The organism is Mesorhizobium sp. P2_A8, assembly GCF_056404935.1.
Genome location: NZ_JBFUDB010000011.1, coordinates 219,692 through 243,320, shown reverse-complemented (window position 1 = coordinate 243,320; position 23,629 = coordinate 219,692). Strand labels below are relative to the sequence as shown.

The window sequence follows — 23,629 nt, the reverse complement described above, 5'->3', positions numbered from 1 at the left end:
CCCTTCTCCCCTCAGAACAAAAACGCAGCCGTGGCGGGATTCGGGCCGGTGCGGCCGTCAGGCGAATCCATGCCCCTGATCGTCTGCAGGTCCTGCGCGTCCAGCTCGAAATCGAAGACATCGAAATTGGCGGCGATGCGATCCCTGCGGATCGACTTTGGAATGACGATCAGCCCTTCCTGAAGGTGCCAGCGGATGATCGTCTGCGCCGCGGACTTGCCATGCTTCCTGGCGATGCCCGCGATGGTCGCGTCGCTCAGCAGCCGGCCGCTGCCCAGCGGGCTCCAGCTTTCGATGCGGATGTCGTGCCTGGCATGAAAGTCCCTGATGCCGCGCTGCTGGAACTGGGGATGCAGCTCGATCTGGTTGACGACGGGGGTCACGCCGGTCTCCGCGATGATCCGCTCCAGATGATCCTGGTTGAAATTCGACACGCCGATCGACTTGATGCGGCCGGCCTGCCTGAGTTCGACTAGCGTCTTCCACGCCTCGACATACTTGTCCTGGCCGGGCACCGGCCAGTGGATCAGAAACAGGTCGAGCTGTTCGATGCCGAGCTTCTCCATCGTCTCGTCGAAGGCCTTGAGGGCTGCGTCGCGCTGGTGTGCGCCGTTGCGCAGCTTGGAGGTGATGAACAGCTCGCCTCGCGGCATGCCGGCGGCGCGGATCGCCTCTCCGACGCCTTCCTCGTTCTGATAGCCCTCGGCGGTGTCGATCAGACGGTAGCCGGCCTCGATCCCCCAGCCCACCACATCAGCGGTGATGTCCTGATCGACCTGCCACACGCCAAGGCCAAGCTGGGGAATGGCGGCGCCGTCGTTCAATGGTAGATGTTCAGGCATATCGGATCCTTGCAAAGATGGTCCAGGCGGTCCGCCCGGTGCACGCCCTATCTAGGTTCGACAGGGGGCAACGGCCAGTCCGAGCGGACGAATTGCGTAAGGATTTCGGACCCCTCGCCGTCAATGGTTCGGCACAGCGGCCTTACCGGGGACGCCGCACCGCGCGCACCACCCCGGCGGATACGCTGCCGCAGAAGAGGCGGTCGCCGCCATCGGATTCCAGCCCTGAGACGCCCACGCCGGCCGGCATGTCGAGCTTCTCCAGAACCTTGCCGGTTTGCGGATCGACGCGGCGCAGGTCGCTCTGCTCGCCTTCCCAGGTGGCGTGCCACAGCTCGCCGTCGACCCACGTCACGCCGGTGACGAAGCGGTTGGATTCGATGGTGCGCAGGATTGCCCCGGTCTCGGGGTCGATCTGGTGTATCCTGCGCTCGCGATACTGCCCCACCCAGAGCGTCCCTTCGGCCCAGGTCAGGCCTGAGTCGCCGCCGCCGCCGGGCGCCGGAATGGTCGCCAGCACCTGACCGGTATCCGGGTCGATCTTCTGGATGCGGTCGTTGGCGAGCTGGAAGAAATGCTGGCCGTCATAGGCCGTGCCGGCATGCGCTGCGACATCGATCGAGCGCAGCGCCTGCCCGCTTTCCGGATCGAAGGCGTTCAGCTTCTCGCCCGAGGCAAACCAGACATTCTGCCCGTCAAAGCTCACCCCGTGCACGGTGTTCACACCCGCAAAGGGTCCATACTCGCGCAGGATTTCGGCCGCTGAATGTTTCATGTCTTATCCTCACCAAGGTCGGGCATGCCCGTTTGTTTGAGCATCATCTTTTCCGAAAACCGGATTCCACTTTTCGGGATCATCTTCTAGCCGTTCGGCAGCGGTGCCGGGAGTAACAAGGTGGTCGTGAATCCCGCCACCGGCGGTGTCATCCAGCGGCGCGCCCGGCCGTGCCCGAACGACTGCACCTTGCCGGCCTCGCCAAGCTGCTCCAATGCCCGCTGCACGCTGCGCTGGCCGGTGCCAAGCGCCAGCGCCAGCGCCGAGCTCGCCCAGGATTCCCCATCGGCAAGGAAGGCCAGCACCGCCGCGTGCCGCTCCTCGATCGGCCGCGCCAGCACCACCACCTCGCGCGCCTGGCGTGGCGCCAGCGCGAAGCCTTGGCTCGTCGCGCCGATGTCGGTAAGCGTGCGCAGTTCGGCGCGCAGCCGGCCGATCTCGACCCGCAGCCTGGCCCGATGCGATTCATCGGCGTGCCTGCCGCCAAAAGCCTGTGCGATAAGCGTCGCTCGCGACACATCCGCCGGCCATGCTTCGGCCAGCGTGCGTGCCAGTGCAAACAGCACCGGGCGCGTTGCCAGCGAGATCGTGGTTTCCTGTTGGCGCACGATATAGCGCAAGGCATCGACGACCAATGCCGGCGACGCTTGCAACGCCTCGACCTCCTCGAGCAGCAACGGGCGCTGCTGGCCACGCGCGATCAGCCGCGCCGCTGGCGTGTCCAACGCCAGGAATGCGCTGTCGACCTCGGCCATCAACCCCGGGATGCCGGCCCGGCGGGCGGCGTGGCGCGCCCACTCCAACGCCGTGCGCGCGGCTCTCGTCTTGAGGCGCCGCATCGCGATGCCGGCGACGGCCAGTTCGTGCGCGGCTCTCGCGGCCGGCGGAAGCGGCGCCGGGTCGAGCCCGGCCAGCACGTCTTCAGCCTCGTCGAGGCGCCCAATCAGCAACAGGCGCCGCACTTTGAGGTGGCCGGCATGCGCGGCGTTCAGCCGGTCGCCATGCTTTTCCAGCGTCGCTCGCGCCGTATCAAGCGCCTTGGCCGGCCAGCCGAGGTCACGTGAGACCAGCGCGATCTCGGCCTCGGCGACGACGCATCTGGCGCGCGCCACCGCCTCTTTCGGCCCGAAGGCGCGCGCGGCCCGCCGCAGCAGCGCCTTGGCACGGTCGAGGTCGCCGAGCTGTGCCATCGCGATGCCGCGCAACGCCAGCGCCGGCGCGTCCTCGCGCAAGGCGACGCGGTCCAGCGCGCCGAGCGGATCGCCCGCGGCCAGCGCCAGTGCCGCTGCCGTGATCAGCGAGTCCATTCAAATCCCGTCACACTTGTAACTCCCACCCTCAGCACTGCTCGCCCTAACTTAAGTCATGACCGCCAACCAGCAAGCCGTATCGGCAACAGGCGGCACGCTAGGGAGAACGACAATGACCGGGATGATGACCTAGCCATCAGGACTGGCTGAAGGCGCCGTAGCCGCCGTTGACGCCAATATCGGCATTCGCTAGCCTGAGCATCTCAGGTATAAATATTAAGCATCTCATAAGGGATAACTGACAATGCCTGACTCCGAAGACCTCCCTCTCCACGCCACGAACGGCACGGCCGGACGCCACCCCTGCTGCGGTGGGCCTGTCCAATCAAATCCCGTCACACTTGTAACTCCCGCCGCAGCACTTCATCGCCCTACTCTACCGCACGATCCGCAAGCAACAACACGCCGCCACGGCACGACGACAGACTGACAAAGGAGACGAGCAATGACCAAGCACACAGCAATGAAGACCCCACCGATCGTTTCACAGCAGGCGTGGGAAGCCGCGCGCGAAGAGCTGCTGGTGAAGGAGAAGGCAACGCTGCGCGCCAAGGACGCGCTGGCGGCCGAGCGCCGGCGGATGCCATGGATGGAAGTGGACAAGGCCTATGTGTTCGAAGGGCCGAATGGCAAGGCGAGCCTGCTCGATCTGTTCGAAGGCCGCCGCCAGCTGATCGTTTACCGCGCCTTCTTCGAACCGGGGGTTCATGGCTGGCCCGATCACGCCTGCCGCGGCTGTTCGCTCGGCGCCGACCAGGTCGGCCACCTCGCCCATCTCAACGCCCGCAACACCACGCTTGCCTACGCCTCGCGCGCACCGCAGGCCGATATCGCACGGCTGAAGAAGCGGATGGGCTGGGAGATGCCCTGGTACACCATCACAGACAGCTTCGACAAAGACTTCGGCGTCGACGAATGGCACGGCCACAACGTGTTCATCCACGACGGCGATCGTATCTTCCGCACCTATTTCATCAACAGCCGCGGCGACGAGGCGATGGGCACCGTCTGGAGCTACCTCGACGCGACGCCGCTCGGCCGCCAGGAGATCTGGGAGGACTCGCCCGAAGGCTATCCGCAGACGCCGCTCTACAGCTGGTGGAACTGGCACGACAATTACGAGGCCGCACCCGACCAGAAATGGGCCGAAGTATCGGCTGCCGGCGAGGCGGCGTTCCGGGACAAGGGCCAGTAAGGACCAGGCTGAAGCTCCTGGCCGCCTATCCAGCTTGGGTTCCTCGCCCCGCCAAACGCGGGGGCGAGGTGGCCACGAAGCGGGCGGAGAAGGGGCTTTCGTAGGGCGCAGCCCCTCTCCGTCTTGGCTTCGCCGAGCCACCTCTCCCCCACATTGTGGGGGAGAGGAACTCAAGTCCCGCCGGGTCGCGTCGCGCACAGAGATATATCCATCAAGGAAAACACCATGAGCGATATCCATTCTGGCACCGGCAGTGAGGCTCCTGAAAACATGGTCTCACTTGGCATCGCCGACTGGCTGTGTCTCGCCGCGGCGCCGGCCTTTGCATTGATGGCACTGTTCACCTGCATTCAGGGCGAGTCCTCCGCGCTGTGCATCGGCGCCAGCGCCTCGCCCCTCACCGGCATGCCGGCGATGTATCTGATGATGAGCGCCGTCCATCTGGCGCCCTGGCTGAGGGTGATGTCCGGCCGGCAGGCTCGCCAACAATGAGGCTGGTCAGGCTGAGAGCACCGGGGGGCTTGGACAACCTCGAACTGGTCGAGGAAGACCATCCCCAGCCAGAGCCGGGTGAAGTGCTGGTCAGGATCCGCGCCTGTTCGTTGAACATGCGTGACGATTTCGCGGTGCAGGGCAAGGTCCCGTTCGCAGATGGCCGCGTTCCACTCTCCGATGGCGCAGGCGAGGTGATTGCGCTCGGCGACGATGTCGATGCGTTCAAGGCTGGAGACAGCGTCGTCAGCACCTTCTATCCCTGGTGGCTGGGCGGTGAGATGATGCCGGCCACCCGGCGCGACATACCGGGAGAAAGTTTTGACGGCTTCGCCAGCGAGTATGTCTGCATGCCGGCGCACGCCTTCACCAAGGCCCCGGTGGGCTATACGCATGTGGAGGCGGCAACGCTCACCTGTACGGGCGTCACCGCCTGGCGCGGCCTGGTTGTGTGCGGCAAGGTCAAGCCCGGCGACACGGTGCTGCTGCTCGGCACGGGCAGCGTATCGCTGTTTGCGCTGCAGTTCGCCAAAGCCGCCGGCGCCCGGGTCATTGCCACCTCTTCCGACGAGGAGAAGCTGGAAAGGCTCGCGCTCCTCGGGGCTGACGCCGTCATCAACTACAAGGCCGTGCCGGACTGGGGCCGCAAGGCCAGGGATCTGACCGACGGACGCGGCGTCGATCACGTGATCGAGGTTGGCGGGCCCGCCACGCTGGCGCAGTCGATAGCCGCATGCCGGACGGGCGGCCACATCGCCCTGATCGGCGTCCTCACCGGCTTCGCGGCGGAAGTGTCGATTCCGGCCCTGTTTTCGAACCAGATCCGCATCAGCGGCATTTCCATTGGCAGCAGGGCGGACCAGGAGGACATGATCCGAGCGATAGAGGCCAACCGCCTGAAGCCGCTCATCGACCGCCGTTTTTCGCTTGAGGACATCGCCGCCGCCTTCACGCACTACGAAGCGCAAAAGCATTTCGGCAAAGTCTGCCTCGAACTTTGAGCGCCCCGGACGCGCCCTGCCCGCCGCCAACGCGTCGACCATCCATCAGCAACCGCTAATTGACAGTCCGAAGGAAACGGCGCTGACTGACTGCACAGGTGGATCGCGGCAACAGGCGGGCGATATCGACCGCCGCCGTCACCTGGGGAGGATGCCATGCCAACAATCATTGGCCATCACAACATCACGAAAGACAGCAAGCACTGGCTCAGTTCACCCAAGCGCAAGGAGCTTTTCGGCTCCCTTGGGATCACCAACATCCGCACATTCGTCGATCCGCAGAACCCGAAACAAGTGGCTCTGATGATGGACGTTCCGGACATGGATGCCCTGGCGGCAATGATGCAGAGCCAGGCAGCGGCCGACGCGATGGCCTTCGATGGCGTGGTGCCGGAGTCGCTTGTGATCCTGGTCGAAGCGAAGGGCTAAGGCCCTGCTTTCCATTCGACCTAATGCAGGTGCCTGAGCTTGTCGGGATTGCGCATGACATAGATGGCCGCGATCTTTCCGTCCTCGATGTCGAGTGCGGTCGTCTGCAGTTCGCCATCGGCTTCCAGCGTGACGAAGCCGGGCAATCCGTTGACGAAACCGACACGAACAAGCGTCGAGCCGTTCTTCTGAAGCCAGGCCGCCACACGCTCATATTGCTGCATGACGGCATCGAAGCCCAGCACCACTTCCGTGGCTGCCGGACGCTTTCCGCCGCCGTCGGCATGGGCGCTGACATCGGCCGTCAGCATCGCACCAAGCTCCTTCATGTCGCCGCTGCGCGAGGCCGCGAAAAACGCCTCGGCCAGTTCGAGGCCGCGTTGCTTTTCCACCTTGAAACGCGGTCTCGCCTGGCGGACATGGGTGCGCGCGCGGGCGGCGAGCTGGCGGCAGGCGGCAGGTTCGCGCTGGATGGCGGCGGCGACCTCCTCGAACCCCAGCCCGAACACATCGTGCAGCAGAAACGCCGCCCGCTCGAGCGGAGAAAGGCGTTCCAGCACCAGCATCATCGGCAGGGTGACGTCTTCCACTTCGTCCTCTTCCACGACGGGATCGGGAAGCCAGGGGCCGACATAGGTCTCACGCCGGCGGCGCGCGGATTTGAGCTGGTCGAGACAAAGCCGCGTGACGGTGCGGCGCAGGAATGCCGCAGGCTCACGCACCTCGCTGCGGTCGGCCCGCATCCAGCGGACGAAGGCCTCCTGCACGACATCCTCGGCGTCCGCCACGGAGCCAAGCATGCGGTAGGCGACGCGCATCAGCGTCGGACGCAGCGGGTCGAAACCCGCCGCCGCATGCTCGGATCCCGCGTTCGCCATCAGGCGGCCGCCGCCTTGGCCGCGGACCTGATCGCCGCCGGATCGGCCCAGCCACCGAACCCGACCGCGAGGCGGTTGTAGCCATTGATGACATTGATCATCAGGGTCAGCTTGACTTGCTCCTCCGGCGTGAACTCCGCCTCCAGGGCGTCATAGGCGCTTTCATGCGTATGGCCTTCGCAAATCCGCGTCAGCGCCTCGGTCCAGCCGAGCGCGGCGCGTTCGCGATCGGTATAGCAAGGCGCCTCGCGCCACGCCGACAACAGGTAGATGCGCTGCTCGGTTTCGCCGTCCTCGCGCGCAAACACCGTATGCATGTTGAGGCAATTGGCGCAGCCGTTGATCTGGGATGCACGGATCTTCACAAGCTCGGCCAGGCTGGGCTCGAGGCTCGAGGAAATGGCAAAGGCGGCGCGTTGCCATTCCTTCATCAGCGAAGGGGCGGCGGCGAAGAGATCGAGTTTTGCGGTCATGATTGGCTTCCTTCTGTTGGTGCCGACATCATGACGAGGCAGGATCCGCCGGTGTGACATGCAGGTTAATTTTCTGGCGCGGCCAGATTTCGGTGCGCGTCGTCAGAGCGAGCGAGAGGCAACACCACGGTATGCTGCGGCTTTCGCGCAAACGGCGCCGCGCAGATTGCTTCATCTCCCGGCCGCCTCGGCCGTAAGCGCCAGCATGACTTCGGCCTCGAAAGCGCCGGGCGCATGGTTAGCCTCGACCAGTTGCCGTTTATCCCATTCACGGGCGATGCGACCTTCTGCCAGAAGCACGGCGCGGTTGCATAGACCGGGAACGGCTTCCACGACATGGGTAGAGATGATGACGGCGTGGCGACCGCTGGCGGCCACGGCGCGGATGATGCGCTTGACCTCCCAGGCGGCGAGCGGATCGAGGCCATTCAGGGATTCGTCGAAGATCAGCAGCGGCGGCGCGCCGAGCAATGCCGCTGCGATGGCAATCTTGGCCCGCGTGCCAAGCGAATACTCCGCAATCGGCCGTTCGATCCAGCGCCTCAGCCCCAGACGCTCGGCGACGTCGACGCAAGGCCAGTCGTCTTCTGCGCAACCGCGGATCGATGCGACGAGCTGGAGATACTGGCGTCCGGTGAGCGCCGTCGGCAGTTCAGGCGGATCGATGGCCAGACCGAAGCCGGCTTTGGCGCGCTTGGGCGCGCTGGCGAGATCGACGCCATCGATCGCCACACTTCCTGCGTCCAGGCGGATCTGACCGGTGATCGCCTTGAGCAAGGTGGACTTGCCGGAACCGTTGGCGCCGAGCAGGCCGAGGATGTCGCACCGGTTGAGTGCCACGCCGATGCCGCTGATGACAGAGCGGCCGCCATAACCTGCGCTCAGGCCGAGAACGGCGAGAACTTCGGCAAGATCGTCGCTGCTATCCATGGCGATACCTTTGTTGTGCCCTGTGCCACAGCCACAACACCAGTGCAGCAAAGCCGATCAGCACAGTGCGGCTGTATTCGAGCGACTCGTAGCTGGTGTAGGCGATGGCGCTGAGGAAGCTCAGCGCGGCGACGAATGGGGCGGTCATGAAATAGGCGGCAAAGACCGCATAGGCGCCGTTCAGCACGAGAAGCCAGAAACCGCTGGCTAGCGGCATTGCCCAGGCCGAAGGCTCCGCCGCCACCGCAGCGCCAGCCGACAACAGGAAGAAGGCGACCGACAACTGGAAGGGAAGCCGCGCCAGGCGCAGCCAAGCCCTGGTGAAACCCAGCGGGGCGGTGCGCAGCACGGGCGATCCAAGCGGGTGGAAACGCGCGCTCAGCATGAACACGATGAGGCCGCCGGTCAAACCGGCCATGGCGGCCGGGCCGGCGCTGCGATGGATAAGGCTGGTGGCGGCGGCAAGACCGGCTGCCAGACCGAGCAGGGCCGCCGCTGCGATCAGGCGCCACGACGGCCTCACATGGCCAGCCGGCAACCCCCAGGCCCAGCTGCCGAGCCATGCTGGAGTCGAACGGTCGAAGGCGCTGAGCAAGGGGCGGCCTGCGCCCCTTGCGACGGCCAAAGCCGCCGTGCCGACACGGATCCGCCCAGGGTCCCTCCACAGGCGCCAGCCGGCTGCCGTGCCGAAGCCGGCGGCAAACAAGATCGCCGCGCCGAGGGTCCAGACCGGCGCCAGCGGTTTTGCAATTACGGCACAGCCAAGACCGACCGCTGCCGCGACCGTGACGGCAAGCGGAACACCCAACGCAAAAGCCGCGACGGCGGCCATGCGCCGGAGTTCTCCTGATGACAAAGGCAATGCCTTCAGGAAAGGAGCGAAGGCTCGTGACAGGCAAAGGCCGGCGAGAGCGCTGCCGCTGAGGCCTCCAAGGCCGACAAGTGCTGTCGGCAAGCCAAGCAGCCACAGCGCCTGTGCCCGCCGCAGCGCGGCTGCCGCCGCTTGTAACGCGACAACGATGTCGGCAATGGCATAGGCAAGCAAAGCACTGCCGCCGAGCGCGATCCAGGCAAGGTCGCGGCGGCGCATCGAACGCAAGCCAGCCAGCAACTCGCGCCGGAGCAGGGTCAGGACAAGCCTGTCGTGCCGCATTGTTCCATCCTCGCGATCGCCAGCCAGCTTGGATATCGACATAAGTCGGCGGCGATTGTGCCGCCAGTAGGGCCGCGGCGGTTCAATTTCCGCCACCCCGGTAGGCACGGGCTATGCGTTTGAACCGGCATCGATGCGGCCGGCACGGCAATCATCGAAATAGCCCTGCCGGGCGACTCCGCCGCGCTTAGGTCGCGATATCATTGACCGGTAGCAATGGCTTGGGGAGGTCAACCTCCCCAAGCCCGATGCGCAGCTCGATCTCGATGTCGCGGCAGATTTGTGAGATCGGAACATCGTTGGCGTTGCCCTCGAAAGGGTTGGCGCTGCTCTCGCCGACCTGGTCGAGAGACATGTATGCCCAACCCAGAAGCGTGCTGAACGGGATCGTCAGCCAGATCGCGATCGGGCCGAGCGCGCCGCCCAGTTTGCCCATGTCGGCAAAGACCGGAACCACGCCGAACGGCAACAGCGTGCAGAAGATCATGACGAACATGGAGCTGACGATGGCGTATTGCCGCGGATATGGGTTGTTCTTGATGCGATCGCAGCGCACCTGCTGATCATGGAAGTCGCGGATCAGCTTCGTGAGCTCGACATAGATCTGCGGAGGGATTTTGGCCTCCTTGAACAACCCATTGACCTGGACCGATTGCATTTCAAGCAGGGTTATCGCCGGATGCGGCGACTTCAGGACGTCGTCGGACTGTTCGCCCAGCAGCGCAGGCAGTTCATTGGCAAGCGAGCCTGAATCCTCCTGGATATGGTAGCGCCGCCGGAATTCGACATTGGCGGCCCGCCCCATGGATTCCCATGGCATCGGCCGCCGCAGCGCGAAGCGTAGTGCCGTCAACCAGGCGAGATGGTGGTAGATGAGTTGCCTGGCTGTCGGCACATCGTTGAAGTCCCTGCAGAAATTGGACCACATCCGGCTGCTGGCTGTAATTTGCGCAAAGGCCTGCAGGGCTTCACTGCTGCGGGTGAATACCTGCGAATTCTTGAACCCGGCAACGAGGGACACGGTGGTGCCGAGCACGAGCACCACCGACCATGGCACCGAGAACCCGGCGATGCCCGGAAGACGGTAGGCCGCCACAGCCAGTCCGCTCACCACCACCATGTAGATGACACTGCGCCGTGACCAGAGTGCGAAATCTGTCACCTTGTAGGAACGGCCTACATACATCGGATGCCCCCGAAAGCGTGGACGAAAAGCAAATCAAGTCATCACGCCTAGCATACCGTTTGCTCATCATGAATGGCCGTTCCTGGCATGGAACAGAGTCCAACAGGTCACTGAACAAGCCTGCTGTTGCAGGGTCGATATCAAGTCGCCCTCACCGCGCCTTCCCCGCCCCGAAACGCAACCCGTCCATCAGCAGCGACACCAGCCGGCGCGAGCGGTCGCGCCATTCCGGGGTGTCGGGCGCCGAGTAGATGCCGGACAGCGCGTGCAGCACATCGGAAGCGTCGACGTCGCCGCGGATGGTGCCGTCGGCCACCGCCGCCTCGACGAGTTGCCGCAGGGCCTGAGACACCCGGCCCGACGTGTCGGAGAACAGCGTCGAATTGGTGGTGAGCAGGATGCGCAGGCTGGTCGCCAGGCCGCGCTTGGTGGCGATGTAGTCGACGAAGCGCTGCATCCACTGCTCCAGCGCGACATCGGACGGATGTTTTCCGGCGAGTTCGCCGGCAGCCGCGCACAACCCTTCCGCCTCGCGCCGGTAGACCACCTCGACCAGATGCTCGCGCGTCGGAAAATGCCGGTAGAGCGTTCCGATGCCGACGCCGGCGCGGCGCGCGATCTCTTCCAGCGACGCGTCGATGCCACGCTCGGCAAAGACGGCGGCCGCCACCTCGACCAGCCGGTCGCGGTTGCGCTGCGCGTCGGCGCGCAGCGGCTTGGTCTCTGCGACCTCTTCAGCGATGGTTGACGGCTCGGCAGCCAATTTTTTTCTCCACGTTGTGTCAGGGGCTTGAACCCGGCCGGGTCAACCCCCACGTAATAAACGGAGGCGCCTCCGCTTTAGTGGAGTGCCTTCATCATATAAGAAGGGGAACCGGTATGTCACGTCTTTCGAACCGCCCCGCCATCTTCTGACGCCCTTGCCCTCGCCTGCCCCGGCACCAAATCATCCCCATCCGCGTCAAGCAACTGGAGCCAGACGCCCATGACCAAAACGACAATTCCCATCCATCTCGACATCAACGGCCATCGCCACACCCTGCAACTCGAGCCGCGCGTCACGCTGCTCGATGCCTTGCGCGACCGGCTCGGCCTGACCGGCACCAAGAAAGGCTGCGACCACGGCCAGTGCGGCGCCTGCACCGTGCATGTCGACGGTGAGCGCGTGCTCGCCTGCCTGACGCTGGCCGCGCAGGCCGAGGGCCGCACCGTCACCACCATAGAGGGGCTTGCACGGGAGGGCGAACTGCATCCCGTGCAGGCTGCCTTCCTCGAGCAGGACGCCTTCCAGTGCGGCTATTGCACCCCCGGCCAGATCATGTCGGCGGTCGCCTGCATCCGCGAGGGCCATGCCGGCTCCGACGACGAAATCCGCGAATACATGGCCGGCAATCTCTGCCGCTGCGGCGCCTATCCGCACATCGTCGCCGCTGTCCGCCAGGCAGCCCTGGAGGTCGCATCATGAGGGATTTTTCGTACCTGCGCGCCACGTCGGTCGAGGCGGCACGCCAGGCAGCCGCCCTGCCCGGCGCCATGCTGCTTGCCGGCGGCACCACACTCGTCGATCTCGCCAAATGCGGCGTCGCCGAGCCCGACAGCCTGGTCGACATCACCCATCTCAAGGGGCTGGCCACGATCGACGTGAGCGAGCGCGGCGCCACCATCGGCGCACTGGCCAAGATGGGTCATGTCGCCGACCACGCCGACATCAAGCGCCGCTTCCCCGCCGTCTCCGAAGCGCTGTGGCAGGCGGCTTCGGCGCAGATCCGCAACATGGCGACCATCGGCGGCAACCTGATGCAGCGCACGCGCTGTCCCTATTTCCGCGATCCCTCGAATTTCCCTGCCTGCAACAAGCGGGAACCCGGCAGCGGCTGTTCGGCGCTCGGCGGCGTCACAAGAGGACACGCGGTGCTCGGTACCAGCGACGCCTGCATCGCCATGTATCCGGGTGACCTGGCCGTGGCCTTGGTCGCTTTCGACGCGATCGCCCATCTCGGCGAGCGCCGGGTTTCGGTCGACGACTTCTTTCTCTTGCCCGGCACCACGCCCGACAGGGAACACGCGATCGAACCGGGCGAAATGATCACCGCGATCGAGATCCCCGGCTCCGCCGCCGCGCGGCGTTCGACCTATCTGAAGATCCGCGACCGGCAATCCTACGAGTTTGCCGCGGCAAGTGCTGCTGTCGGCATCGAATTCGAGGCCGACGGACGCACCATCCGGGACTTGCGCGTGGCGCTCGGCGGCGTCGCGACCAAACCGTGGCGGGCGCGGGCCGTGGAAGAGGCGCTGAAAGGCAAGGTGCTGGAGCCGGACGCCGTCCGCGCCGCCAGCCTGCTCGCCGTCGAAGGCGCCGTCGACCATGGCGCCAACCACTACAAGATCGAACTGGCGCCGCGCGTCGTCGCCCGCGCCATCCTAAAAATGGGAGAAACGGCATGACCGTTCACAACATGAGACATGGTGATGCGTCCGATGGCGGCGCCGATGCCGTTGGCGGCCGGCTGTCGCGCGTCGACGGCCCGACGAAGATCACGGGCTCCGCGAAATACGCCGTCGAGCAGCAACTCGAAGGGCTCGCTTACGCCGTGCTGGTCGAAAGCACGATTGCATCAGGCAAGGTGCGCTCGATCGATACCGCAGCGGCCGAAGCAGCGCCTGGCGTGCTCAAGGTGTTGACGCCGGACACCATCATCAGCCTCAGGACCGCCTCGGACTGGTTCGGCACGCCGCCGCCCGATGCGCCCTATTGCCCGCTGGCGCGCGACATTACCTTCTCGGGCCAGCATGTCGCTGCCGTGGTCGCGGAAACCTTCGAACAGGCGGTCGCCGCCGCGGCACTGGTCAAGGTCAGCTATGACGAGACCCCTTCCATCGTCGACCTCAGCGATGCCAAGGCCGGTGACGGCATTCCGATCGACGCCATGACCAAGGAATGGGGCGACGCGCAAGGCGCCTTCGCCTCGGCCCCGGTCAGGATCTGCGCCGCCTACAACACGCCGCGCGAATACCAGGCACCGATGGAGCCGCATGGCCTCATCGCGCACTGGCAAGGCGACAAGCTCACCGTGTGGGAGCCGAGCCAGTGGCTGGACGGCATGGCGCGCACCTATGCCGAATGGTTCGGCGTGCCGTTCGAGAATGTGCGGCTGGTCTCGCCCTATATCGGTGGTGGCTTCGGCTCCAAGGCACTGGCGCTCAGCCATGGCGCGGTGGCAGCGTGTGCAGCGAAAATGCTCGGCCGGCCGGTGAGGCTGGTGATGACCCGGCCACAAACCTTCACCGGCTATGGCGGACGCGCCGCGACACGCCAGACGGTGACGATCGGCGCCGACGCGGACGGAAAAATCCAGTCGATCGTGCATCGCGGCATCAATGAAACGTCGATCGACGGCATGTGGGTCGAGCCGCTGGGATCGGTCACCTCGATCATGTACGCGACGCCGAATTTCTCGTCGAAGCAGAATGTCGTGCGGGTGAATTCGGTGGTGCCGGGCGCCATGCGCGCGCCGGGCGAAAACCCCTCGGCCTTCGGCATCGAAAGTGCCATCGACGAACTCGCCTACGAGGTCGGCATCGATCCGCTGGAGATCCGCCTGAGAAACTATGCCGAGCAGGATCCGCACGCCAAAAAAGCCTGGTCGACCAGGCAGTTACGCGAGGCCTTTGCTGCAGGTGCCGAACGCTTCGGCTGGTCGAAGCGCGGGCCCGCACCGCGTTCGATGCGCGACGGCAACCAGCTGATCGGTTGGGGTGTCGCCGCCGGCACCTATCCGGTGCGGCGCGCCTATGGCGAGGCAATCGTGCGCATCCTCGCCGACGGCTCGGTCGAGGTCGAAAGCTCCTCGATCGACATGGGCCAGGGCACCTACACGATCCTGGCGCAGACCGCCGCCGAGACAGTCGGGGTGCCGGCCGACAATGTCGTGGTGAAGCTGGGCGACTCCCGCTTCCCCCGCGCCGGCGTCGCCGGCGGGTCGCGGCTGGCCGGCGTCATGACCGGCGCCGTCTACAAGGCGGCAACCGCGGCGCTCGACCAGTTGGTCGGGCTGGCGATCAGCGATCCGCGCTCGCCTTTCCACGCACTGCAGGCCAACACGCTGGTCGTGGCCAACGGCCGTATTTCATCGCCGCGCGGCGACGGTCCCGATCTCTCGATCGCCGAACTGCTGGCGAGCGTCGGCCGCGACCACATCGAGGCCACCGGCGACACCATGCCGGCCAACTCGACGGCGCAGGATCGCTACAAGAACTACACCACCATCGCCATGGCGCTGCCGCACACCGAGGGCGACTATTCCCGCCACAGCTGGTGCGCGCATTTCATCGAGGTGCGCGTCGACGAGGATTTCGGCACGGTGCGCGTGTCCCGCGTGGTGTCGGCGCTGGATTCCGGTCGGCTCTACAATCCCAAACTCGCCGAAAGCCAGTGGAAGGGCGGCATCATCATGGGCATCGGCCAGGCGCTGCTCGAAGAAGGCATCATGGACCGCCGCCACGGCCGCATCGTCAACAACAACCTCGCCGACTATCTGGTGCCGACCAATGCCGACATTCCCGATATCGAGGTGATCTCGGTCGGCATCCCCGACCTGCACTCCTCGGTGCTTGGCGGCAAGGGCGTCGGTGAGCTCGCCATTGTCGGCGTCGCACCGGCAATCGCCAACGCGGTCTTCCACGCCACGGGAAAGCGGGTGCGCGACCTGCCGATCACACTGGAGAAGCTGATCTAGAAGTGAACCTGCCATCTCCCCTTTGAGGGGGGATGGCCATCACCCCCCGCCTCGTCAATCTCCAGCGTCTGCCCCTTCCCTACCACTCCAAGCCGAACACCAGCTTGCTGAAGTGCAGGCCGCCGGCGGCTATGTGGGTGTAGGCTTCGGCCGCTTCGTTCGGTGAAAACACCTTGTCGACAACCGGCTCGATCCCAGCCGCACCGATGGCGCGGGCGGCGTCCTGAAGGTCGGACACCGATCCGGTGTTGTTGCCGACCACCTTCAGCGCCTTGATGATGATCGGCAGCAGATTGACCGTGGCCTCGGCGCCGGTGACGAAGCCGATGGTGAACAGCGTGCCGCCGGGCGCGGTGGCGTTGATGGCGCGGGCGAAGGTGGCGGAGCCGCCGGTCTCGACGACGAGGTCGGCGCCAAGGCCGCCGGTCAGCTCCAGCACCTTGCCGTCCCAGTCGGGCGTCGCGCGGTAGTTGATGAGATGATCGGCACCGAGTGCCTTCGCCCGCTCCAGCTTCTCGTCCGACGACGAGGTGATGATGACGGTGGCGCCGGCGGCTTTCGCAAGCTGCAGGGTGAAGATCGAGACGCCGCCGGTGCCGAGCAGCACGACGACGGAGCCCGGCCCGACATCGGCGGCGCGGATGGCGTTCCAGGCGGTGGTGCCGGCGATTGGCAGTGTCGACGCCGCCTCGAAGGAGAGATGCGCTGGGACCGGCACGACCGAATTGGCCGGCAGCGCGACATATTCGGCCAGTGACCCCGGCAGCGAGATGCCGCGCATCTGCGTCATCTCGTAAGGCCGCGGCCGGCCACCGATCCAGCGCGGCTTGGCATGGGCGACGACGCGATCACCGACTGCGAATCTCGTAACGCCCTCACCCAGCGCGACGATCTCGCCGGCGCCGTCGGCGACGGGGATGAGCGGAAAGCTCGGTCCGGGATAATTGCCGCTCGCCACCGCGACATCGACGAAATTGAGGCTCGCCGCGCGCTGGCGGATCAGCACCTCGCCACGCTGCGGTTCGGGGGTGGCAACGGTGGTGGCGCGGAAGGCGTCCAGCCTGGGTTGGCTCAGTTCGATGGCTTTCATGGTTTCACTCCGGTGGGACGATTGATGGGTTGAGTGAACCTAGCTGCTGCGCTATCTCTGGATAATCCTTGCCTTTTGCATTTGAGTACTGCGAATCATGCAGCAATCACACGAACCAGCGGCCCTTGCCGAAATGGCGGCCTTCGCAGCCATCGCCGAGGCGCGTTCCTTCACCAGGGCGGCAGCGCGTGTCGGGCGCGACGCGACCATCCTGTCGCGGCGCCTGCAATCGCTGGAGGAGCGGCTGGGCGTCAGGCTGCTCCATCGCACGACGCGCAGCGTGTCGTTGACGGCAGCCGGTGCCGAATTCCTGGTGCGCGTGCGCGCCATCCTCGCCTCCGTCGACGAGGCCGAGGCCGCCGCGTCGGCACATGCCGGCGGCGGCCCGCGCGGCCTGCTCAGGCTGGCGCTGCCCGGCACGTTCGGGCGCATGTGGATCGGGCCGCTGCTGCCTCAATTCCTTGCCGAATTTCCCGATGTCCGCATCGAGGCCGAATTCTCCAATCGCTTCGCCGATCTGGTCGCCGAGAATTTCGACGTCGCCGTGCGGCTCGGCGCGCTGGAGGATTCGCGCCTGGTGGCGCGCAAGGTAGCGACGCGGCGCCGCCTGCTCTGCGCCGCCCCCTCCTACCTCGCCCGAAGGGGCAGGCCTCAGACACCTCAGGCGCTGCTCGAACATTCCTGCCTGGGCTTCAGCGGCTTCCAGACCTTTCCGGCCTTGCAGATGATCGACCGCGAGGGCCGGCGCGTGCGCGTCGAGGTCTCCGGGCCGTTGGTCTCCGACGATGCCGAGGTGCTGGTCGAGGCCGCCGTGCAAGGCGTCGGCCTGATGATGAGCACCGACTGGCTGGTTGGCCGCGAGCTTGCCGACGGCCGGCTGGTGCCGATCCTGGAGGACTGGACGCTGGCCGACGAAGGCGCGGTCTATGTCGTCACGCCCTCCGCCAAGGGACAAGCCGCCAAGACCCGCGCCTTCGCCGACTGGATCGCCAAGCGCTTCGCGCCGGAGCCGCCCTGGCGGCGGTGAAGCGCCGGTCTCCTCACAAAGGGGGGATTACGCGCTCTCCGCTACTTCCCCTGCTGCTTCATGAACTGGCTGAGCAGATCCACCGGCAGCGGGAACACCACCGTGGACGAGCGCTCGCCGGCGATGTCGTGCAGGGCCTCGAAATAGCGCAGTTGCATGGCCTGCGGCTCGGCCGCCAGGATCTTGCCCGCCTCGACCAGTTTCGCCGCCGCCTGCTGCTCGCCATCGGCGTTGATCACCTTGGCGCGGCGCAGCCGCTCGGCCTCGGCCTGCTTGGCGATGGCGCGGATCATGCTCTCGTTCAGGTCGACATGCTTGATCTCGACATTGGAGACCTTGATGCCCCAGGCATCGGTGCGCTGGTCGAGGATCTCCTGGATATCGCTGTTGAGCTTGTCGCGCTCGGACAGCATTTCGTCGAGTTCGTGCTTGCCGAGCACCGAACGCAGCGTGGTCTGCGCCAGTTGGTTGGTGGCGGCCATGAAGTCCTCGACCTGGATGATCGCCCGTTCGGCGTCGACGATGCGGAAATAGAGCACCGCGTTGACCTTCACAGAGACGTTGTCGCGCGAAATCACGTCCTGCGGAGGCACATCCTGCACCACCACCCGCAGATCGACCTTGACCATCTGCTGGATGAAGGGGACGAGGATGATGAGACCGGGACCTTTGACCCCCGTGAAGCGGCCGAGCGTGAAGACCACACCGCGCTGATATTCCCTGAGAATGCGAATGGCCGCGGACAGGAACATGACCACCACCAGCGCAAGCAACAGATAGGCCACGTAACCGATGCTCATTTTTTTGCTCCATTCCTTCCGGCGTCGCGCCGCCGCACCGTCAGCACGAGATCGCTGATGTCGGTCACCTCGACGCTGTCGCCGGGTGCGATGGGTTCGTCGGCCTTCGCCCGCCAGCGCTCGCCCTGGGCCAGTACATGGCCCTCGCCGCCCTGCCAGTCGAGAATCTGGGCCGACAGTCCGCGCATGGCCTCACCGCCGACACGCGGCAGGCTCTTGCGCGCCGCCCAGACATAGGTCCCCGTCAGCAGCGCCAGCCCAAGCGTCAGCGCGGCGGCGGGACCGATGACGGCCCATGACACGGCGAAGCCCGGACCTTGGGTCTTGAGCAGCACGGTGGCGCCAAGCAGAAAGGCGGCCACGCCGCCGAGTCCAAGCACCACGGTGGGATTGAAGGCCTCGACGACGAGGAAGGCGACGCCGAGCAGCATCAGGGCGAGGCCGGCATAATTGATCGGCAGGAGATTGAGCGCATAGAGCCCAAGCACGAGGCAGATGGTCCCGATGACGCCGGGCGCCACCGCGCCGGGGCTGGTGAACTCGAAGATGATGGCGTAGACGCCGACCAGCATCAGGATGATGGCGACGTTCGGATCGGTGATGACGGAGAGAAGCCGGATGAACCAGCCGGGTTCCAGCGTCTCGACCGGCAGCCCTTTGGTCGCCAGGACCACTTTCCTGCCTGCTACATCGACGGTCCGCCCATCGGCCAGTTGCAACAACTCCGTGGTGTCGTGGGCGACGAAGTCGATCACATGTTCCTGCAGCGCCGCATTGGCCGAAAGGCTCGCCGCTTCGCGCACGGCTTTCTCGCCCCAGTCGCCATTGCGCCCACGCAATTCCGCGAGCGAGCGGATCAAGGCAACCGCGTCATTGGTCACCTTGGCCATCATCGCGTCGCCCGCCGGCCGCCCGGTGGCGTCCTTCTGGTCGCCCTTGTCCTTCTCGCCGCCTGGAAGCGACGGCAGGCCGCCCATCTCGACTGGCGTCGCGGCGCCCAGATTGGTGCCGGGCGCCATCGCCGCGACATGGGTGGCGTAGAGGATATAGGTTCCGGCGCTGGCGGCATGGCCACCGGCCGGCGCGACATAGCCGATGACGGGCACCGGTGAAGCGAGGATATCGGCGATCATCTCGCGCATGGAGGTGACCAGCCCGCCGGGGGTATCGAGCTGAAGGATGAGAACTTCGGCGCCCCGCTTGGCGGCTGCTTCAAGCGCTTCCTCGAGCTGCCTGGTGCTTGCCGGCCCGATGGCGCCGTCAATGGCGACGCTCAGCGCAACCCTCTCGCTCCCGGCCGAAGAGAAGGGAGAAAAGACAGCTGCGGCGACGAAAGCCGCGGCAAGAAGGGCCACCCGCGCGAAGGTCACGCTCAAAGCTCCATGGATTCAATATGGGTTGTATTTTGGCGAAGTCCATGAGGGGAGCTCACGTCGAGGAACGAGGCTGAGCGCGCAATCGCCCTGTCGGGGAGATGGCCGGCAGGCCAGAAGGGCGCAAGAGCAAATACGCGCAGACATGCGCCCGACCTCGCCAGGCCGGCCGGGCTCGTCCGGCAACTGTGGTCTCTGGAAAATCTACTCCGGCGACGGCACCGGCGGCCGCGATGTCAGCGCCGCACCGAAGGCGGCGGCAATCACGGCGGCGATGCCGGCCAGTTGCGGCGCTGTCAGGCTCTCATGCAGGAACAGAAAACCCATCAGCGCGCCCAGGCCCGGCTCCAGGCAGGTCAGCGTGCCGTAGATGCGGGCCGGCATCCTGGTCAGCGCCACCATCTCCAGCCAGAACGGCAGCGCGCTGGAGAACAGCCCGACCAGCAGCGCGCTGGTCAGGATCGATGGCGCGACCAGCGCGGTTCCTGCCTGCGCCACGCCGAAGGGCAGCACCAGGACGGCGGCGATGGCCATGCCGTAGGCGGTGGTGCGCGAGCCGAGTTCGGCGCCCGCCTTCTGGGCGAGCACGATGTAGAGCGCCCAGAAGCAGCCGGCCGCCAGCGCCAGCATCACCCCGGTCGGATCAAGTGGCTGCAGCGAATGAACGAAGGGCGACAACAGCACGATGCCCGCAATGGCGAGCGCGATCCAGGCAAAGTCGCCGGCGCGCCGCGAGGTCAAGGTCGCCACGAGAAGCGGACCGGAAAACTCCAGCGCCACCGCGATGCCGAGCGGAATGGTCGCGAGCGCGGCATAGAACAGAAGGTTGAGCGCGCACAGCGTCACGCCATAGGCGATCAGCCACGGCATGGTGGCGCGCGACGGCCGCATCTGCCACGGCCGCAGCACCGCGATCAGCATCAGCGCGCCGACGACGAGCCTCAGCGTCGTCGTTCCCTGCGCGCCGATCAGCGGGAACAGGCCCTTGGCGAAGGTGGCGCCGATCTGGATCGACACCATGGCGCCCATGAGTGCCGCGATCGGCAAAGGCGCCGCTTCGCGACGGGCAACCGGCGTCGATGTCACTTTGGTCCGTCCTCCCTGCCGCGCGCGTTAGGCCGCATGGATGCCGAATACGGGCAACCGGCCCGCCTGTCGTGAGGCAGGGCGGACTGTCGGCTGGGGCAAGGGCCGGCATCAGCGGTTCGAAAGTCAGCCAGGCATCGCTAAGCGGCGGACGCGACCGAACGCTTGAAGACGATGGTGACCCTCGTGCCCTCGCTGGCGCTCGAATTCACCTCGAATTCCGCCTTGGCATTCTCGGTCAGCGAGCGGGCGATCAGCGCGCCGAGCTTGCCGCGCTTGGGCCATGTCTCGCCTTCCGGCAGGCCGATGCCGTCATCGGCGACGACGATGCGACAGCCATCGCCATCGACGATGCTGTGCAGCGTGATCGTGCCGCCGTCGCGCCCCTGGAAGGCATGCTTGAGCGCATTGGTCAAAAGCTCGTTCACCACCAGCCCGGTCGGCATGGCGACGTTGATCGATACCGGATAGGTGTCGACCTTCATGTCGAGGCGGATGCCCTCGACCGCGTGCGAGTTCATCACCGCCGACGCGATCTGGCTGAGATAGACGCCGAGATCGACTTCATCCTTGTCATCGTCGCCCGACAGCGTCTGGTAGAGAATCGCCAGCGCGTCGACGCGCCCCGCCAGCCTCTCGAAACGCTTCTGGTCCGGCTCGGCCGCGTTGCGGGTTTCGAGGCGGATCAGCGCGGTGATCATCTGCAGATTGTTCTTCACCCGGTGCTGCAGTTCGCGCAACAGCGTGTCCTTCTCGCGGATGCGCTCGTCGATCGAGCGCGCATCCTCCGTCTCGCCATGGGCCGAGACGTCGACCAGCGCCACCAGCCGGAAGCAGACCTTGCCATTGTCGTCCTCGATGACGTTGGAATAGACGTCGACGATCGCCGGTTGGTCTTCTGTCCGCTCCAGCCGGAACGTGCCGACGAAATCAGTCTCCTCTACGACCGCCTCGAAGAGCGCCCGATCCTTCTGCTGGTGCAGGCCGGTGCCGGAAAGCGCCGCCCAGTGTTCCCGGGCAAGCTTCGCCGCCTTGAGACCGGACAGTTTCTCGAATTCCGGATTGGCATAGACGACGCGCTCCTTCGAACCCAGGTCCGAAACGGCAATGGCGATCGGTACCTGGTCGAGGAATTTCTTGAACTGTTCGCTTTCCAGCGCGCTGGCAAGGTCCGGCGTTTCGAGCAACTGCTCGACCGCTTCGGCCTTCTGTGTATCGGATGTCATCTGCGGCGCCTGTGCTGTACGTAGGCGCCATCAATATCAGCGATGCGGCCAGCCCGCCATCGCCAAAGCTGGAGGCGGCCTTTCACGCGCCGCGTAGCCGTCTCGAAGTCGAGGCCTCGCGAACCGATCAGGGCACCGCCAGCTTCGACGCCAGCCGCGGGCCGGTCTTGACGTCGATGATCTCCGGCTTCGCACTGTCGACCGTGCCGTCCCAGCCGCCGCCGAGTGCCTTGTTGAGGGCGATGTAGTTGGTCGCCAGCAGGACACGGCTTTGCAGCAGCGCGTCCTCCGCCGAATAAAGCGACCGTTGGGCGTCGAGCACATCGAGGAGGCCTGTCTCGCCGGCCTTGTAGAGCGTGCCTTCGAGGCTTGCCGCCTCGCCATAGGATTTCGCCGAAGCGGCAAGCTTGCCGATCCTGATGCGCTCCTGCGCCAACAGCACGAGCGCATTCTCCACATCCTCGAGCGCCGTCAGCACCGACGACCGGTAGGCGATGAAATACTGATCGCGCTGCGCCTTGGCGACCTCGACGGCCGCCTGCAGCTGGCCGGCATTGAACAGCGGCACGCTGAGCGTCGGCCCGAACGACCAGCCGATCGAGGAATTCTGGCCGAGATCGCCGAGTTTCAGGGCCGCCGTGCTGATGTCTCCCGTCAGGCTGACCGAGGGATAGCGCGCCGCCTCGGCCTGGCCGATCCTGGCGGTGTATTGCGCGTATTGCCGTTCCGCCATGCGCACGTCGGGGCGCGACAGCAGGATGTCGGCCGGTATCCCGATCGGCATCGGCAGGCGCGGCGTCGGAATCGGCGCGCCGCGCTTCAGCCGCTCGCTGAGTGCGGCCGGCGGGCGGCCTGTCAGCACCGAGATACGATGCACGGCCTCGGCATAGCTTGCTTCCAGCGTCGGAACCGCGGCTTCGGTGCTGCTCGCCTGCCCCATCGCCTTGGCGACATCGGCGGCGGTTGCCGTGCCAGCCAGCGCCATGGTGCGGGTGAGTTCGGCGGTCTGCCTCTGCGATGCGGCCGAGCGCCTGGCGAGCGCGATGCGGGCCTGATAGCCGCGCGCCTGGGCATAATAGGATGCGACATCGCCGACCAGGGTCAGCAGCGTCGAGCGCAGCTCGTCCTCGGAAGCGTCCAGTCCATAGCGTGCGGCCTCGACGCCCCTGTGGTTGGCGCCGAACAGGTCGAGTTCCCAGCTGGCATCGAAGCCGGCCTGGTATTCGCTGTAGATGGCGCTCGAGCCTGACGTCGCCACGGCCGACTTGTTGCGGGTGACCGAGCCGGAGCCGTCCACCGACGGCAGCAATGTGCCGACGCTCTGGCGATAGCTGGCGCGCGCCTCGCGGATCTTGGCCTTGGCGGTGGCGACGTCGAGATTGCCGGCAACCGCTTCGTCGACAAGCGTGTTCAGCACGGGATCACGCAACCTCTGCCACCATCTCGACAATTGTGCCGGCTGGGCGGGTTTGGCCGGCTTCTGGCCGCTCCAGTTTGCCGGCATCGGCAGGATGGGCGTCTGATAATCGGGACCGACGACGCATCCGGCGAGCAAGGCGGCGGAGAGCATAGGCGCAAGGAGGTGCCTCGCGGCCACCGAGCCACGTTCGAAACCTGTCATGTGAAA

At 65.8% G+C, this 23,629-nt stretch carries 23 protein-coding genes; 8 read left to right on the top strand and 15 right to left on the bottom strand.

The genetic code is table 11. From position 1 onward, the window contains the following. Positions 1-11: 11 nt before the first annotated feature. The 3 genes from AC1D10_RS30535 to AC1D10_RS30525 all read right to left on the bottom strand — a co-directional run bounded on the left by AC1D10_RS30535 (position 12) and on the right by AC1D10_RS30525 (position 2,924). Positions 12-842: an aldo/keto reductase gene (locus AC1D10_RS30535; RefSeq protein WP_477278525.1), complete on the bottom strand. Its 831-nt coding sequence runs from the start codon at positions 840-842 to the stop codon at positions 12-14. A gap of 142 nt (positions 843-984) precedes the next feature. Then, on the bottom strand, positions 985-1,617 hold the full coding sequence (locus AC1D10_RS30530; protein ID WP_477278524.1) for a Vgb family protein: 633 nt from the start codon (positions 1,615-1,617) through the stop codon (positions 985-987). An 86-nt stretch (positions 1,618-1,703) separates the two neighbouring features. After that, complete coding sequence (locus tag AC1D10_RS30525) at positions 1,704-2,924, bottom strand: helix-turn-helix domain-containing protein (RefSeq protein WP_477278523.1); 1,221 nt, start codon at positions 2,922-2,924, stop codon at positions 1,704-1,706. Between the two features lie 448 nt (positions 2,925-3,372). On the opposite strand from AC1D10_RS30525, the gene AC1D10_RS30520 reads away from it, so the two are divergent. From AC1D10_RS30520 to AC1D10_RS30505, 4 genes are all read left to right on the top strand, one after another. Continuing rightward, complete coding sequence (locus AC1D10_RS30520) at positions 3,373-4,122, top strand: DUF899 domain-containing protein (protein WP_477278522.1); 750 nt, start codon at positions 3,373-3,375, stop codon at positions 4,120-4,122. 225 nt (positions 4,123-4,347) lie between these two features. After that, positions 4,348-4,614 (top strand): hypothetical protein, encoded by a 267-nt coding sequence (locus tag AC1D10_RS30515; RefSeq protein WP_477278521.1) that lies wholly within the window; start codon positions 4,348-4,350, stop codon positions 4,612-4,614. Next, complete coding sequence (locus AC1D10_RS30510; RefSeq protein WP_477278520.1) at positions 4,611-5,615, top strand: zinc-dependent alcohol dehydrogenase family protein; 1,005 nt, start codon at positions 4,611-4,613, stop codon at positions 5,613-5,615. The genes AC1D10_RS30515 and AC1D10_RS30510 overlap by 4 nt, the downstream gene beginning before the upstream one ends. Positions 5,616-5,771: 156 nt before the next feature. Next, positions 5,772-6,044 (top strand): hypothetical protein, encoded by a 273-nt coding sequence (locus AC1D10_RS30505; protein WP_379099301.1) that lies wholly within the window; start codon positions 5,772-5,774, stop codon positions 6,042-6,044. A 20-nt stretch (positions 6,045-6,064) separates the two neighbouring features. Here AC1D10_RS30505 and AC1D10_RS30500 read toward each other — a convergent pair whose 3' ends face one another. The 6 genes from AC1D10_RS30500 to AC1D10_RS30475 all read right to left on the bottom strand — a co-directional run bounded on the left by AC1D10_RS30500 (position 6,065) and on the right by AC1D10_RS30475 (position 11,427). Further along, a complete protein-coding gene (locus tag AC1D10_RS30500) occupies positions 6,065-6,922 on the bottom strand; it encodes a sigma-70 family RNA polymerase sigma factor (protein WP_477278519.1) in 858 nt (285 codons plus the stop codon). Further along, positions 6,922-7,395: a carboxymuconolactone decarboxylase family protein gene (locus tag AC1D10_RS30495; protein WP_477278518.1), complete on the bottom strand. Its 474-nt coding sequence runs from the start codon at positions 7,393-7,395 to the stop codon at positions 6,922-6,924. Before AC1D10_RS30495 ends, AC1D10_RS30500 begins: the two co-directional genes overlap by 1 nt. A 171-nt stretch (positions 7,396-7,566) precedes the next feature. Further along, complete coding sequence (locus tag AC1D10_RS30490; protein WP_477278517.1) at positions 7,567-8,325, bottom strand: ATP-binding cassette domain-containing protein; 759 nt, start codon at positions 8,323-8,325, stop codon at positions 7,567-7,569. Continuing rightward, positions 8,318-9,478 (bottom strand): hypothetical protein, encoded by a 1,161-nt coding sequence (locus AC1D10_RS30485; protein ID WP_477278516.1) that lies wholly within the window; start codon positions 9,476-9,478, stop codon positions 8,318-8,320. Before AC1D10_RS30485 ends, AC1D10_RS30490 begins: the two co-directional genes overlap by 8 nt. A gap of 187 nt (positions 9,479-9,665) precedes the next feature. Further along, positions 9,666-10,664: a bestrophin family protein gene (locus AC1D10_RS30480; protein WP_477278515.1), complete on the bottom strand. Its 999-nt coding sequence runs from the start codon at positions 10,662-10,664 to the stop codon at positions 9,666-9,668. Between the two features lie 151 nt (positions 10,665-10,815). Continuing rightward, positions 10,816-11,427 (bottom strand): TetR/AcrR family transcriptional regulator, encoded by a 612-nt coding sequence (locus AC1D10_RS30475; protein WP_477278514.1) that lies wholly within the window; start codon positions 11,425-11,427, stop codon positions 10,816-10,818. 222 nt (positions 11,428-11,649) lie between these two features. Between AC1D10_RS30475 and AC1D10_RS30470 the strand changes: the two genes are divergently transcribed. From AC1D10_RS30470 to AC1D10_RS30460, 3 genes are read left to right on the top strand one after another with little or no spacing between them, the layout of a single operon-like run. After that, complete coding sequence (locus tag AC1D10_RS30470; RefSeq protein WP_477278513.1) at positions 11,650-12,129, top strand: (2Fe-2S)-binding protein; 480 nt, start codon at positions 11,650-11,652, stop codon at positions 12,127-12,129. Beyond that, positions 12,126-13,109, top strand: coding sequence for an FAD binding domain-containing protein (locus AC1D10_RS30465; protein ID WP_477278512.1), 984 nt, complete (start codon positions 12,126-12,128; stop codon positions 13,107-13,109). The genes AC1D10_RS30470 and AC1D10_RS30465 overlap by 4 nt, the downstream gene beginning before the upstream one ends. Further along, positions 13,106-15,400, top strand: a complete 2,295-nt coding sequence (locus AC1D10_RS30460; RefSeq protein ID WP_477278511.1) for a xanthine dehydrogenase family protein molybdopterin-binding subunit — start codon at positions 13,106-13,108, stop codon at positions 15,398-15,400. Before AC1D10_RS30465 ends, AC1D10_RS30460 begins: the two co-directional genes overlap by 4 nt. A gap of 79 nt (positions 15,401-15,479) precedes the next feature. Here the strand turns inward: AC1D10_RS30460 and AC1D10_RS30455 are convergent, their stop codons facing one another. Continuing rightward, positions 15,480-16,490 (bottom strand): zinc-dependent alcohol dehydrogenase family protein, encoded by a 1,011-nt coding sequence (locus AC1D10_RS30455; RefSeq protein WP_477278510.1) that lies wholly within the window; start codon positions 16,488-16,490, stop codon positions 15,480-15,482. Positions 16,491-16,587: 97 nt separating this feature from the next. Here AC1D10_RS30455 and AC1D10_RS30450 point away from each other — a divergent pair, with 97 nt between their 5' ends. Then, the gene (locus tag AC1D10_RS30450) at positions 16,588-17,517 is read left to right on the top strand and encodes a LysR family transcriptional regulator (RefSeq protein WP_477278509.1); all 930 of its coding nucleotides are present in this window, start codon (positions 16,588-16,590) and stop codon (positions 17,515-17,517) included. Positions 17,518-17,558: 41 nt separating this feature from the next. Here the strand turns inward: AC1D10_RS30450 and AC1D10_RS30445 are convergent, their stop codons facing one another. The 5 genes from AC1D10_RS30445 to AC1D10_RS30425 all read right to left on the bottom strand — a co-directional run bounded on the left by AC1D10_RS30445 (position 17,559) and on the right by AC1D10_RS30425 (position 23,623). After that, complete coding sequence (locus AC1D10_RS30445; RefSeq protein WP_477278508.1) at positions 17,559-18,317, bottom strand: slipin family protein; 759 nt, start codon at positions 18,315-18,317, stop codon at positions 17,559-17,561. Continuing rightward, complete coding sequence (locus AC1D10_RS30440; protein WP_477278507.1) at positions 18,314-19,687, bottom strand: NfeD family protein; 1,374 nt, start codon at positions 19,685-19,687, stop codon at positions 18,314-18,316. The genes AC1D10_RS30445 and AC1D10_RS30440 overlap by 4 nt, the downstream gene beginning before the upstream one ends. A 207-nt stretch (positions 19,688-19,894) precedes the next feature. Next, positions 19,895-20,776, bottom strand: a complete 882-nt coding sequence (locus AC1D10_RS30435) for an EamA family transporter (protein WP_477278506.1) — start codon at positions 20,774-20,776, stop codon at positions 19,895-19,897. Positions 20,777-20,916: 140 nt separating this feature from the next. Continuing rightward, positions 20,917-22,002: a sensor histidine kinase gene (locus AC1D10_RS30430; RefSeq protein WP_477278505.1), complete on the bottom strand. Its 1,086-nt coding sequence runs from the start codon at positions 22,000-22,002 to the stop codon at positions 20,917-20,919. 127 nt (positions 22,003-22,129) lie between these two features. Continuing rightward, positions 22,130-23,623: an efflux transporter outer membrane subunit gene (locus tag AC1D10_RS30425; protein WP_477278504.1), complete on the bottom strand. Its 1,494-nt coding sequence runs from the start codon at positions 23,621-23,623 to the stop codon at positions 22,130-22,132. Between the last annotated feature and the right edge of the window lie 6 nt (positions 23,624-23,629).

Excerpts from the sequence above, each read along its gene's own strand:
- AC1D10_RS30505 (WP_379099301.1), top strand. The coding sequence starts at position 5,772 with ATGCCAACAATCATTGGCCATCACAACATCACGAAAGACAGCAAGCAC.
- AC1D10_RS30455 (WP_477278510.1), bottom strand. The coding sequence starts at position 16,490 with ATGAAAGCCATCGAACTGAGCCAACCCAGGCTGGACGCCTTCCGCGCC.
- AC1D10_RS30460 (WP_477278511.1), top strand. The coding sequence starts at position 13,106 with ATGACCGTTCACAACATGAGACATGGTGATGCGTCCGATGGCGGCGCC.
- AC1D10_RS30445 (WP_477278508.1), bottom strand. The coding sequence starts at position 18,317 with ATGAGCATCGGTTACGTGGCCTATCTGTTGCTTGCGCTGGTGGTGGTC.
- AC1D10_RS30465 (WP_477278512.1), top strand. The coding sequence starts at position 12,126 with ATGAGGGATTTTTCGTACCTGCGCGCCACGTCGGTCGAGGCGGCACGC.
- AC1D10_RS30430 (WP_477278505.1), bottom strand. The coding sequence starts at position 22,002 with ATGACATCCGATACACAGAAGGCCGAAGCGGTCGAGCAGTTGCTCGAA.
- AC1D10_RS30520 (WP_477278522.1), top strand. The coding sequence starts at position 3,373 with ATGACCAAGCACACAGCAATGAAGACCCCACCGATCGTTTCACAGCAG.
- AC1D10_RS30535 (WP_477278525.1), bottom strand. The coding sequence starts at position 842 with ATGCCTGAACATCTACCATTGAACGACGGCGCCGCCATTCCCCAGCTT.
- AC1D10_RS30480 (WP_477278515.1), bottom strand. The coding sequence starts at position 10,664 with ATGTATGTAGGCCGTTCCTACAAGGTGACAGATTTCGCACTCTGGTCA.
- AC1D10_RS30525 (WP_477278523.1), bottom strand. The coding sequence starts at position 2,924 with ATGGACTCGCTGATCACGGCAGCGGCACTGGCGCTGGCCGCGGGCGAT.
- AC1D10_RS30495 (WP_477278518.1), bottom strand. The coding sequence starts at position 7,395 with ATGACCGCAAAACTCGATCTCTTCGCCGCCGCCCCTTCGCTGATGAAG.
- AC1D10_RS30450 (WP_477278509.1), top strand. The coding sequence starts at position 16,588 with ATGCAGCAATCACACGAACCAGCGGCCCTTGCCGAAATGGCGGCCTTC.
- AC1D10_RS30515 (WP_477278521.1), top strand. The coding sequence starts at position 4,348 with ATGAGCGATATCCATTCTGGCACCGGCAGTGAGGCTCCTGAAAACATG.
- AC1D10_RS30500 (WP_477278519.1), bottom strand. The coding sequence starts at position 6,922 with ATGGCGAACGCGGGATCCGAGCATGCGGCGGCGGGTTTCGACCCGCTG.
- AC1D10_RS30490 (WP_477278517.1), bottom strand. The coding sequence starts at position 8,325 with ATGGATAGCAGCGACGATCTTGCCGAAGTTCTCGCCGTTCTCGGCCTG.
- AC1D10_RS30470 (WP_477278513.1), top strand. The coding sequence starts at position 11,650 with ATGACCAAAACGACAATTCCCATCCATCTCGACATCAACGGCCATCGC.
- AC1D10_RS30510 (WP_477278520.1), top strand. The coding sequence starts at position 4,611 with ATGAGGCTGGTCAGGCTGAGAGCACCGGGGGGCTTGGACAACCTCGAA.
- AC1D10_RS30425 (WP_477278504.1), bottom strand. The coding sequence starts at position 23,623 with ATGACAGGTTTCGAACGTGGCTCGGTGGCCGCGAGGCACCTCCTTGCG.
- AC1D10_RS30530 (WP_477278524.1), bottom strand. The coding sequence starts at position 1,617 with ATGAAACATTCAGCGGCCGAAATCCTGCGCGAGTATGGACCCTTTGCG.
- AC1D10_RS30485 (WP_477278516.1), bottom strand. The coding sequence starts at position 9,478 with ATGCGGCACGACAGGCTTGTCCTGACCCTGCTCCGGCGCGAGTTGCTG.